The sequence below is a fragment of the Candidatus Desulfofervidus auxilii genome (assembly GCF_001577525.1).
Lineage (GTDB): Bacteria > Desulfobacterota > Desulfofervidia > Desulfofervidales > Desulfofervidaceae > Desulfofervidus > Desulfofervidus auxilii.
On record NZ_CP013015.1, the window covers coordinates 2,420,669 to 2,433,985 of the forward strand.

Annotated in this window: 5 protein-coding genes and 1 riboswitch; all 5 genes read right to left on the reverse strand. The window is 43.8% G+C overall.

The features are described 5' to 3' along the window. Positions 1-149: 149 nt before the first annotated feature. Complete coding sequence (locus HS1_RS12095) at positions 150-8,096, reverse strand: PKD domain-containing protein (protein WP_066065964.1); 7,947 nt, start codon at positions 8,094-8,096, stop codon at positions 150-152. Between the two features lie 135 nt (positions 8,097-8,231). Beyond that, positions 8,232-8,371, reverse strand: a riboswitch (cyclic di-GMP riboswitch). A 51-nt stretch (positions 8,372-8,422) separates the two neighbouring features. Then, on the reverse strand, positions 8,423-8,974 hold the full coding sequence (locus HS1_RS12100; RefSeq protein WP_066065966.1) for a Uma2 family endonuclease: 552 nt from the start codon (positions 8,972-8,974) through the stop codon (positions 8,423-8,425). Between the two features lie 127 nt (positions 8,975-9,101). Then, positions 9,102-11,927, reverse strand: coding sequence for a DUF7948 domain-containing protein (locus HS1_RS12105; protein WP_066065969.1), 2,826 nt, complete (start codon positions 11,925-11,927; stop codon positions 9,102-9,104). Positions 11,928-11,995: 68 nt separating this feature from the next. Beyond that, positions 11,996-12,610 carry a cohesin domain-containing protein gene (locus HS1_RS12110; protein WP_066065972.1) on the reverse strand — a complete coding sequence of 205 codons (615 nt, stop codon included), beginning with the start codon at positions 12,608-12,610 and terminating at the stop codon, positions 11,996-11,998. Between the two features lie 375 nt (positions 12,611-12,985). Continuing rightward, positions 12,986-13,150 carry a helix-turn-helix domain-containing protein gene (locus HS1_RS14110; protein WP_156469511.1) on the reverse strand — a complete coding sequence of 55 codons (165 nt, stop codon included), beginning with the start codon at positions 13,148-13,150 and terminating at the stop codon, positions 12,986-12,988. Between the last annotated feature and the right edge of the window lie 167 nt (positions 13,151-13,317).

Below are 13,317 nucleotides of genomic sequence, written 5' to 3' on the forward strand. Positions count from 1 at the left end.
AAGATTTTTATTGAAGATATAGGGCTTATCCCTAACTTATACCTAATGAGGAAGAATTTTAAAAAACTCTAAAAAGCATTAAGGCAGTGAAGACCTGACCCTACTTCTTTTTACGTTCGCACGTTCTAACGTTTATACGTTTTTAACGTCTACTCCGTCGCACACCTTGGCCTAGTGCACCTTAATACACATTTCCTGGCATCAAGCACTGTGATTGTTCCATCTCCATCAATATCACAATCTGGGCATTCAGTAGATGGTTGGTTTCTGTAAGTGAGTATAATGTCTATATCATCACGGTCTACATCGCTGTCGCAATCGAGGTCGCATAATAGACAAGTGGGAGCGCTGCTAACGCTAATCATCACATTATCAAAATCTTTCTTTTCACCGTCGAACACCTCTAGTCGCAAGATATAGGTGCCTGCTACATCCGGCCTGAATCTGGGGGTTACCGTATCAGCGTCGATAATATCGCCATTGGTTAAGATACTCTCATCGGGCAAGAAGACAAAGGTCCAGATGAATGAGAGTTCTTCCGGTCCATCATCTGGATCATTGCTGGATGTACCATCTAGAACAACTTCATCACCCAGGCTTATATTCTTGTCTTCTCCTGCATTGGCGTTAGGTGGCACATTGCGATAAGAGGCAGTGACAACCATTTCATCGTCATCGCTGTCTTCCCCGTCATATACTCTAAGATTGAGCACATAGGTCCCCACAGCGTCGGGGATAAAGTTGGCCTGAACTTGATCGGCATCAATAATGTCACCGTCTTCCAAGGTACTTTTAGCTGGTAGTTCTTTGAATGTCCAGAGATAGGCTAAGAATCCGGGACCATCATCCGGGTCGTTACTCCCTCTGCCATTCAAGGTTACCCCGTTCCCAATATATGCAGTTTGATCTTCTCCAGCATAGGCATTGGGAGGAACATTCGGTATGGTGGCCCTGATTTCCACATAGTCAGGCTCACTTTCCAACCGCCCGTCACTTACTACCAGTTTGAAGACATAAATGCCATCCATATCCGGGGTAATGGATGGATTTGGGGTAGTCCTCCCCCAGATATCTAGGTCTGCCAGAGTGCTATTTGGCGGCTTACTCTCTAGACTCCACTCAAAGGTAATTATATCCCCATCCGGATCAAAAGAGTTGCTTGCATCAAGCGTTACTCCTGTGCCAGTTTTCATATTCTGATCTGGACCGGCATTGGCTACCGGTGGACAGTTTGGAGGTGGCGCTTCTCCTGCCCTTAATAGTGCAGTTGCGGAAGCATGAACTAATGGATTACTTAGTGAGGTTACACCCACGGTGACAGTTCCTTCACCATAGGCATCCAGACTAGCATTCAGTAGAATTATGCCTGTCGCGAGTCCTGGTAGCCTGAAGGTAGATATCGTCTGTGTCGCCTGACCATACAGCCCATCGAAATTTGCCGTGACTGGTCCACTGATTTCTGTAACCTCAGCAGTGTAGGCATCCTCTGTGTTGCCGGTATTATGGACTGTGAGGAGAAAGGCAGCACTACCAGGTGCGGCAAGTTCCACTACGGCGGGGTCAAAGCTAACTCCTATTCCCTGGGTGGCCTCTATGATCACGTGAGCCGTAGCGCTGTCCGTAATTGCTGTGTTCCCACGGGAGGTAGCGATCGCAACAAGATCCAAAGCCCCGGGAAAGGCGAAATCAATCGCGCCTATCGTTATAGTTACTTCCTGTGACGTGCCAGGGGCAAGCGTAACCGACTCAGTTTCGAGGGTTGAAATCACACCGGCCGGGCCGCCTAGCGTGAGATCAAAGGTATCTTCTACTTGGCCAGTGTTAATAACAGTTAGCTGGAAGGTGCTTCCAGCTACACCTGAAGCGGGATTTAGGACAACGTTTACCCCATTTTGGACCACTGTCACCATTCCACTGCCTTGGCCAGACACTGAGGTATCAGTCGTAGATACGGCTGTCACTGTAAAGACCTGGATGCCAGGCGGGGCACCCTGCGGTGGTGATACAGTTAAGAGGACTTCACGGAAGTTATTTATGCCAGGCGGCACCTCTACAACTTGTTGGTCAAGACTGCTGCTAAAGCCCGCTGGCGAGGCTACCGAAAGCGAGAAGTTGTCCGTCATGCTTCCTGTATTGGTTATGCGTACCACATATTCGGCTGAGGTAGCTTGCCCAGCGGTAGCTTGACTGGGGGTTATACTAAGCACAACTCCTCGGGTGACACTCTCTACGTCTTCTCCCAGGAATGAACCTTCAAGGATTAGCGAACCATGCACAAAACCAGTGGGACATGTATCTGCTCTTGCAGTAACCACAAATCCATTTTCACTCTCAATGGCAGAGGGATCCGATCGAAGAGTCAGTACAATTTCTCCTGTACCATAGGCAGGGACAGCTACAGAGGGAACAATATCCACCCAATCCTGGGGCACCCCCTGAACGGATAGGTTATACGTTAGCGCTGACTCGGTGGGATTTTTGACTGTCAGTGTATATTCTGCGTTTCCACCTGGCAGCACGGTCTGGGTGTGTGGATCCAGGGTGAGGATCTGCTCACTGAGTACTTCCATTGCTGGCAACTCAATCTGTCCAGAATCACCAGAAGGCATCGTAAAATCAATCGTGGCCCCCAACGTTATGTCTCTAGCTTCACCTGGCTGCATGTTATTCACAGTGGATTGCCACGTAAGGGTTTTGCTAGTGCCTTCCGCACCAAGTAAAAATTCCCATACCAGGGTATCAAATTCGTCACCTGAAATGATTTCTACAGGTTCGATATTAAAGGAACCTGGCACCAGCTCCAAGCCGTTACCTTTGGGAATTATTACTTGTGCTGTCACTCTTGCGCCGATCATTCCACTTAGGTCATAAATACTCAATCCGGCGCTGCTTGGCACGAAGAGCAGATTGTCCTGGATGTTAACTTCCTCTATTATTCCTGGAACGGCTAAAGTGATAAAACTCAAGTTCTGGGGATCGGTTGCATCTACCACCATCAAGACCGGTTCATCATCAAGAGCGATTCCGCTCACTGCAAAAAAGCCGTCCCCCATGGGGGTGACAGTAGTATCGCTGCGGGTGTCAACTGTCGTATCTGTGTTATCTATGCCTGCTCTCCCATTTGTTTCAATTGTTCCTATGACAACCGGGTTTAATGGATCTGTAATGTCAAGTGCTGTCAGGGTTACATTACCTGATAAACGCCAAAGAGGATAGAGGGGAGGAAGTATGCGCCCTGACCAGCCGCCGGTATTACCCACCACAAGGGCCAGATTCCCTTGAATGCCTATACCGGTGGCATGTACTGTGTTTGGTATCTGCACTTCCTTAAGAATCTCGAGACTTGCGGGATTCGACGTATCCACGACCAAGATACGTCCATACCCGGATGGATTGCTGCCCTCAGATGTAGTAGTAGCGACCAGGATGATATTGTCGTTGACTGCGGCGGCCTGCCATACATTGAAGTCTCCACTTCCCATCTCTAATTGTCCAGTATCCGGATCTACTCGAGTACCGAAGAGAGCATCAAGAAAACGAGGATTCTCCATGTCATTAAAATCAAACGAGAGGAAGTCGCCAACTTGGTCAGTAAGAATTACCCAAAGCCAGAAATAAACCCCCCTCATTGTCACAAAGCCTGTATTTCCATTAAAAAAGAGATCTCCAAGAAAATGAAAGTTTGCGCTTGTATTGGTAATGAGGGTGGGCTGGAGTGGGTCGGCTAAATCATAAACAAGGATCTGAAAGGGATCCGAGCCAAATTGTTGTTGCCACATCACAACAAGATGATTGTCTATAATGCGACAAAAAGATTTGAACACACCACTAATATTGATCAAGTTATCGGCAAAGGTGTTGACAATCTGGGCGTCCGTAGGATCGCTGATGTCGATGATAGCAATATTTTCCGAGCCACAGACATAAGCCAAGTTGTCTTTGATAGCCACGCTGGCAGCGATGCCATCCGTATCTACTTGGTCTAGAAGGACAAATTGCTGATCCGAAAAATCGACCAAGCTACTAATATCTAAAGTGGTAGTAACTGTCTCCTGGCAAGGTGGCACGGCCTCGGGAGTCACTGCCATTTCAGCTGTTATTGGTAAACCGATGAGCAGGCTCCCTTGACCTACTGCACCAGGTATGGGTTGGCCATCCAGATCAGCAACGGTAACTTCCAGAGTATGGCTTCCAGATTCAAAATCTGTAGTGTCGAGAATACCAAGATCTACGGTGTCCAAGGATGAAAGTGCAGTAAGTTCTACTTCTTCTGGCACAGAGGTAAAGATAATCGCACCCATTGGGTTCTTAACCACGTAAGATACCCGAACGAGACGATTTTTGTTGACGGCATTAAGTATGCGCGCCAAGATGTGTACCTGATCACCAGGGGATGCAAAGGTGGGGTCCGCCTTAACCTCAACGACTTCGACCAATTCCTGTCTAACCGTAAAAGCTCCATGGGCTGTACGGGCAATATCAGGCCTATCCGCAATAGAAACAGTGACCGAAAAGTCAAAGGCCTGTAATTCCTCTTCAGCCTGTGTAATGGTTACATAGGCATTGGGCCCATCAGTACTTGGTATGGATTCGCCAGGGGCAAGCGATACAGACGTGCGATTCAGCTCGCATGTTACATTTGGCGGCATCGTTGACATGCTGAGGTTGTAAGTTGTAGTCTGGCTCCCTGTATTGCGGATGTATATGTCAAAGCGGGTGGGAGTTTCAGGTAACGCCACTGCACTGTTCGGGGAAAGGGCTACTTCAAATGGATATGCTTCTACTGTTGACAGGATATTAACAAGGCTTAAAAATAAGTTGCTCAGATTATTCAGGGCATCTTGAATCTCTTCTGGTGTGGTTGCATCAGCAATGTCATCTCTCAATGCAGTGAAATCGTCTTTATAAGGAGCCAGGGCAGGACCATTTAGTTGTTCAATGAGACTCTTAAGTAAGGCCACGGTCCTGCCTTGAAAATATTCGTTGCCCATCTCTTGGCCAAGCTCGGTCATCACCATTCCTAGTTCGTTGAGGGTGCTTCCCAGTTGCGGCCTTCCTGCCTGTCCAGCGGCGAGCGCAGCATCTGCAGCAGATTGGGCTGCGGGGGCAACCACCTGGATACAAACCCGTGTACTTACTGTCTTTGTTTGGCCGGAAGAGGTGGCAAATGTGGCTCTGATAGTTGCCCAGAGCAGTGAGTTCAATGGAGCAGTCTCGCTTATATCGAGAGTGAGATCCTGCGAAATGGATTGGCCTATACCGAGTGAGAGGGGGCTTGTAAGGCCGCTGAGCACCAAACCTGCAGAGGTATCTACTTCTAAGGCAATACCATCAGAAGGTACGTTGCCTACTGAAGTCAGGGTAAGAGTAAGTGGCAACGAACTGCCAGGAGTTGCGCTGGTGAAGGGCAAATCAGTGGCTATTGTGATCTGGTCCAGCTCTGGCATTACAAATTGTGCATTTGCCACTTTTGTGATAGTTGGATCGGTAGTACTTGTGACGTTGATGGCAAAGGAAAAAAAGCTTCCAGGAGGATCAATTCCTTCGAGCGGATAAAGTGAAATGCCAACCTCTGCTGTCTCCCCTGGCGGCACGGTTACTTCCGATAAGCTGAGGCAGGTGGTAAATCCAGGGGGTTCTTGTGATATGGCCACAGAAAAGGTGTCTTCAGTGGGGCCAGTGTTCTGTATCTGAACCCTGAAGGTGGAAGGGATGTCCACACCGTCCAATTGCACGCTCAGCAGTTCATCCTGAACAATTTGCACATTGACGCCAGGCTGCTCCCCTGGGGTTACAGGGGGCAGGTCACCTGGAATGCCAAACATGATGCCATTTGCAGGAGGATCCACAAGGTGTAAGACCTGGAAAAGTGAACCGGTAAGATTGCATGCCAGCATCAAGTCTGGCAGTGCAACCAATGCAGCATAGCGTTTCTTCGCATCCTTATCTAATGCGGCCTCCAATGCTTCCAATACCCTTTTCAACATGGTGTTGGCTATAGTAGAGATCTCTTGTTTAAAAGCAGTTTCGTCCATGGAAAGCTCAGCAACGAGATTCATGATATGAGGCACTCTTTCTAAGATCGTATATGTAACGCTAGTTGCCTGCTTTAAGAGCTTTGCTGTCTCACATGCCACCTCTGCAAAATGGGTCCATTCTGTCAGCGCCGTGTGTTCTCCATTTTCTGCAACATCCTTGATAACACCTGTATCAGGATCGTATTCAAACCAGCTCACGGTTTGCATCTCGCCCACCTGAACATTGCCCTGAGGGACGACTATAAGCTTTCCTTGGGAGATTGCCTGCTGGATACGGATTCTTGCTTCCTCTGAGAGATTAAGCATATTGACAAGACTTGCATTTTCCTTACCAAGCGTGACTAGGTAAGCCCCTTGGTTCTCAGCAGCCTCAAACACCCTTGCTATGCTATAAGGTTCTGTATAAAAATCCTCATCATGGACATCCAATATCTCCACAACCTCACTCTCAACCGTGCTTTCCAGTAGCCCTATTACAAGATAAAAGCGAGACAACATATCCTTGACCTGTCCGGTAGAAGGCACCGCTCTTATATTGTCTTTGCAAAGGTCTATGGACAACTGGAGCGACACTCTATCGTCCACGTTAGTGGCCCTGTTGGAGGCCACTATGATCCGAGGGGTGTCAAGGTATGACTTGACAAGGCCTATGGTTGTCATTTGCTGGACGACAATATGTGACAGGTTCGTAAATATCAGGGCAGATAGCTGGGTTAAGATCCTCATAATATTTTGGTCTACCTCAAGCATTCTGTCCAAGAGTTCCTGCTCTGTTGCGTCTAAGGACTCAGGGTCGGCCTCTTGAAGGAGTTCAAACAGATCTGCAGCATAATTCTGGAGGTCTTGGCCTTCATTCAATAGCACACAGAGAGCCTCTGGATTGGACAGGCCAGATTCCACACTGATGGTTACTGTATCAAAAGGACTAATGGCGGGTTGTTGGCCGGATGTCATGCTCAGCTCTATAGGACTCCCGTTTTGGCGATTGACAAATCCGATCCGGTCAATCAATGTCCTTTCGTATGTCTCTGTCCCTCTGCCTGGGGTGATTACGTCGATCTCCAGGAACAACCCAGTCAAGAACTGGCTTCCCATCGGGAAATTGGTCAAGTATTCCTGATAGTCCTCACCACGGATGATAGAATCATCCGAGATGTCACCGTCGATCTGTCCGATGAGGATATAAGGAGAATACGTATGAGTGACTGTTCCAAAGACCAGAGAAGGGGGAGAGAAAGAGTTCACGAAGTGACCGATTGACAACGGCCGCCCAACTAGCTCCACGGTATTAAAGGTTACATTTAGAGGAGTCTTGATCTCAAGGGGTATGTTAGGGAAACTGCTCCTAAGCTCTGCTTTGAGCCGTACAGTTACCTTGTGCCGCAAATTATCCGGCACCTCGGCAAACCTACTTTCAGCAGTTGCAAATGTGTTGCCAATCTCTGCTCCCGTGAATGTCGGGTCTGCAGCTCTGAAACCACTGCCATCATCAAATTCCACCCAGTAGTGCTCTTTCGTCTCTTCAAGAAGACGGGGATCATTGGCTGGATCAGCCCGTTCGGCATCTGCTGGCACACACCCTACAACTCGCAGTATCGGCGGAAACATCGAGAGGATCAATTGCTGGGCCTGGGCTGTATCAAGCGTACCATGTACATACCGTGCTGGTATACCGGATGTACGGAGGAGTGCAACTAATAAACTAGCTTGATCCAGTGCATTACCCGCTTTGGTCCACAGAGTGCCCCGGGCACCTCGCAGGGATCCTTTATAAGATTCGTAACCAATCTCATCGCGGACAAACTGAAAGATCCGTGTGGGATCATGACCCAGCTCTGCAGCCTTATCCAGCACATAAGGATCTGTTGTATCAGCATCAGGAGTAGGCCTGAGTAGATCGTCCTCTGGCTCTTGTGCGTAAGCCGCGGCCGGCCCAAACTCCAAGGAAATCTCAGACATAGGCAGGTAATGTGCCGTGGGTAATATAGTTTGATAGAAAAGTAGAAAAGCGACTAAAAGGCATAAATTCTTAAACCAAATGGCTTTCGTCAACTTCATAAGCTGTACTCCTTTTTATAAAAATTTCTTTATAAAAAAGCTGACTACCTTGTTTCTGAATCTCTGTAAAGCAGCCAATAAACTATCTCACTTTAAATAGAATAAAAAAACCAGGTCACCAATGTTTCCGCTTTTTTTGGCAACCCGGCTAACTTAAAAATAATAAATAGCAATCAGCAATTAGTTATTTTCATCAATCACTAGCCACCATCTGCCGTTTTTTAAGTTCCGTGGCTTTCCGTCTCTACCTCACGGTAGATTTGGCTTTTTCCAAAGCAAGATATGTATTTGTTAATCAGCTCATTTTAACTTCCTAAATTACTATTCTAAAATATTTCATCTAATTTTATTTTTATCCCTTTAAGGACTAAAGATTCTAAGATATCTGTTTTTTTATAAATTTTTACTGTCTCAAGACCACTTTCTTTTAAACTCATAACTTCAATCTCTTTCTTCTCAAGGTCTACTAACCAATACTCCTTTACTTCATATTTGCTATAAAGCTTTCTCTTTATGACCCTATCTCTATATTCAGAAGTAGGTGAGATAATCTCAACAATAAGGTCAGGTGCACCCTGAATATTTTTCTCTGTTATAATATTTAGTCTTTCTTTGGAGATAAACATAATATCTGGCTGAACTACATCTATCTCTGAAAGGACTACATCTAAAGGGGCAAGATAAACCTCTCCTATGCCTTTTTTGTCAACAAATTCACACAATCTTAAATATAAATTTCCTAAAACCATTTGATGGTGTGGCACTGGCGATGGAACCATATGAACCTCCCCATCAATAATCTCATACCTCTTGTCCTCGGGAAAGTGAAGATAATCTTCGTATGTGAACTTTATAGGCTTTTTCACTGCTGTATCCATTTTGGCCCCCTTATAAATCTTGGAAGACTAAACATAAGTTATCATGAAATATCATCACTAGCAAGATACCACAAAATTCGTATTCTTTTTACGTTCACACGTTCTAACGTTTACACGTTTTTAACGTTTACTCACAGGCACACCTTGGCCTAGTACAAAGAAGCACTAATTTCCTTGCATCAAGCACAGTGATTACTCCATCGCCATCTATATCACACTTTGGGCATGCACTTGCAGGCTGGTTGCGGTAGGTAAGAAGGATGTTTAGGTCATCTAAATCGACATCACCATCGCCATCTAGGTCGCCCTGAACAGTTACTTTTCTAACACCCAATTGAAAAATAGAGAAATGGGTTACATCAATCATAATCAACATGTTCTCTTCATCAACTGTTTTTGGGCCTTCTACCAATTCCCAAGTTAAAGTAGTTGTGTTAAAAGTATAAACATCTAATTCCTGTGGGTCACTCACACCTGCATTTTCTAAGTCCTCCTCTGTGTATGGGAGTTTTATAGTTACAGGTTTATTAAACACAAGGCCTTCTGGCCCAAAATGTACTGGCAAACCAATGCCTATAATATCTTCGGGAAATGGAGGGATTTCCTCTACAAGCTCACTGATGGCAATAATGGTATTTTCTGATAGGGCATCTGCAGGGATTTCAACTTGGGCCCCTAGAATCTCACTTGATGTATCTGTCACCAAGACAGTTCCACCATCAGAGCCAACGGTTTCCCATCCAACTGTTTTTAGTGAATAGGGAAATGATGTAAGGTTACTATCAAGCTTTGATACAAAAACATCCAGCCCACCATTATAGCTTTCATCATAAGCACCAGGGGTTGTGGGATAGTCAGGAGACCGTGTCCTACCAGTTATATATACATTTCCACCTCCATCAAGGGCAATGGAATAGCCATAATCCGAGTTACTTCCACCACCAATGAATGTGCTTGCCAAAAGATTGCTTAAACTACTATCAAGCTTTGATACAAAAACATCATAATAATCATTATCATAATCAGTATCATTATAGCTTTCATTATAAGCACCAGGGGTTGTGGGATAGTCAGGAGAATTTGTCCAACCAGTTACATATACATTTCCACCTCCATCAAGGGCAATGGAATAGCCATAATCAGAAGAACTTCCACCAATGAATGTGCTTGCCAAAAGATTGCTTAAACTACTATCAAGCTTTGATACAAAAACATCACCATTATTATGGCTTTCATCATAAGCACCAGGAGTTGTGGGATAGTTAGAAGAGGATGTCCCACCAGTTATATATACATTTCCACCTCCGTCAAGGGCAATGGAATGGCCACAATCATGATAAATTCCACCAATGAATGTGCTTGCCAAAAGATTGCTTAAACTACTATCAAGCTTTGATACAAAAACATCATAATAACCTCTACCATTATGGCTTCTATCATAAGCACCTGAAGTTGTGGGATAGTCAGAAGAGGATGTATAACCAGTTACATATACATTTCCACCTCCATCAAGGGCAATGGAATAGCCATAATCACCAATAATTCCACCAATGAATGTGCTTGCCAAAAGACTGCTTAAACTACTATCAAGCTTTGATACAAAAACATCATCATAACCATTATGGCTTTCATCATAAGCACCTGAAGTTGTGGGATAGTTAGAAGATTGTGTCCCACCAGTTATATATACATTTCCACCTCCATCAAGGGCAATGGAATAGCCATAATCATTAAAAATTCCACCAATGAATGTGCTTGCCAAAAGATTGCTTAAACTACTATCAAGCTTTGATACAAAAACATCCAAAGAACCATTATAGCTTTCATCATAAGCACCAGGAGTTGTGGGATAGCCAGGAGATGCCCCACCAGTTACATATACATTTCCATCTCCATCAATGGCAATGGAATAGACATAATCAGAATAACTTCCACCAATGAATGTGCTTGCCAAAAGACTGCTTAAACTACTGTCAAGCTTTGATACAAAAACATCATAATCCCCCCCATTATAGCTTTCATCATAAGCACCTGAGGTTGTGGGATAGTCAGAAGACCGTGTGCTACCAGTTATATATACATTTCCACCTCCATCAAGGGCAATGGAAAGGCCATAATAAAAACAATCATCATCACTTCCACCAATGAATGTGCTTGCCAGAAGTGGGTCTATTATAAGCGTCTCTTTTTTGTCATAACTTCCTACCTTAAAGCCATAAACATATTGCGGATTTGAAAGTAAGGTATAGGCAGCAGCTACCTCAACCCTCTTGCCATTAATCTCCTGATATGCCACTGGCTTTGTAAATTTTATAACCCCAAGACCTGTCTCTACCTCAAGCTCTCCATTTTCATTTACCCTTAAACTTTTAGCCCCTTCAATTTTTATTTTAATGCTTTCTGGATTTGCACCTGCCTTTACATAAAATAGCTTTTCTACATTTTTTCCATAGGCCTTAACCTTTAGCTCTATTCTCTTATATACTTCTCCAAGACTTACCAAATTGTAAGTTGAAATATCCCTTTTCCAATTTGAAGGGTCCTTTCCCTTGAAGTAACTTACCTTGGTTACTGCCTCTTCTTTTCCTTTTACATTAGAGATAGAAGCCCCAACAAGGCTTTCTTTTATTACCCAACCTTTCACCTTCTCTTTTTTCTCAAATTTTGGAAGGGAATAAACCAGCTTTCCATCCTTGGTAACAAAGACAGCCCCTCCAAAGGTCTTTGCATAATACTTTACACTTTCACCTTTTATTTGACCTTTGTTTTCTATAAATGGAATCTTAAGTGTATAAGCTTTGTTTAGAATCTCTTTTTTATCTTTTTCTTTTACAACCGACCCTATTGCTGAATAATTAAAGATAAATAAAAGTATGAAAGCTGTAATAGTTGCTTTTTTATAACGTTTTACTAACATGGCCAATTTTTCACCCAGCCAAATAATTGACTTCATAGCATTCCTCCTTAAACTAGTTTATAATGTTTTGTTCAAGAATCTTTCGTCTCTGCTAAAATACGCATTTAGCCAAACTTCTTCCTTCTCAAAATCCAAACTCCACTTAAGCCAGACCCAAGCAAGATTAATGTGGTAGGTACAGGAACAGCAGAAATGTTACCACTTTGCGAATCAAAAGATAAGCAATTTCCATTTTCATCGGCAAGCCTACTCGCAAAAAACGGAGGATCTGGGTCAACAATCTCTAAAGGACTTGTGCCAACACTTAAAGTATCAAAGGTCAAAGTGGCTAGGACAAAGCTAGGTTTTTGTAAATCATTTAAATCCCAAGGTAGATTATAAGATAATCCAAAAAGATATTCAACATCAGAGGAATAAGATGAATAATCATACAAACTTCCCCAACCTGAGACATCCAGTTGATCACCTAAGGTTGGGTCACCAAAGGAGACATCAGAAAGGGCTAAAATTGTTGGGTCATACTCTATAAACAAATCAAAACCACCCAAAGAAGGAGATTCTCCATCTCCTAAACCTGAAATCACCAAATTAACACTCACTGATTCGCCAACTGGCACAGTTTGAGAACCAGGCTCAAAACCAATGGTAGCAGCAAAGGCACTAAGGCTAAAAAACACTACCAACCCTAAAACCACTGCTAAAAACAATACCTTTTTCATTTTGACCTCCTAGGTTAATAATTGGAAAATTTTTTCCACTTTGTAAAATTGACTAACATCTTAAATACCAAATATTTCCCTCCTGTTTACATCTGCCTCTAGGTTTATATAGTCCTTTCCATTACTAAGATTGAAAGCATTAAACCACTTTTTCGCATACCCTCTTTCCTCCTTACATAGCCATATATACACTCTCCATATCAATATCCGTGCCAAGATTGAAAACCCTTGATAATACTGGATTTTTGATTTTAGATTTGAACCCATTTTGTAAAGTTTACTGACACCAAAATTGGCTCACAGGCCAAAAATGGCATCTAGCAAGGATTTTAGCTGTAAAGTATTGTGACACCTAAATTGTAAAGTTTTCTGACATTAGAAAGCTTTTATCTTTATGCCATATTTTCTAATCAATTCATAAACACTGGCTCGGCTAATACCAAGTTCAGTAGCAGTGTGAGTAATATTATAATTATTTTTCTCTTCAAAGGCCTTAATAAGGGAAGGGAATCTGCTTTTGTATCTCTCAATAGTGGACAGTTGATTTTTTTATCTTATCACCTTTAGGTTACGTTCGCACGTTCTAACGTTTACACGTTTTTAACGTCTACTCCGTCGCACACCTTGGCCTTGTACAAAGAAGCACTAATTTCCTTGCATCAAGCACAGTGATTACTCCTATTTTAAATCAGATTGAATAACTTTTC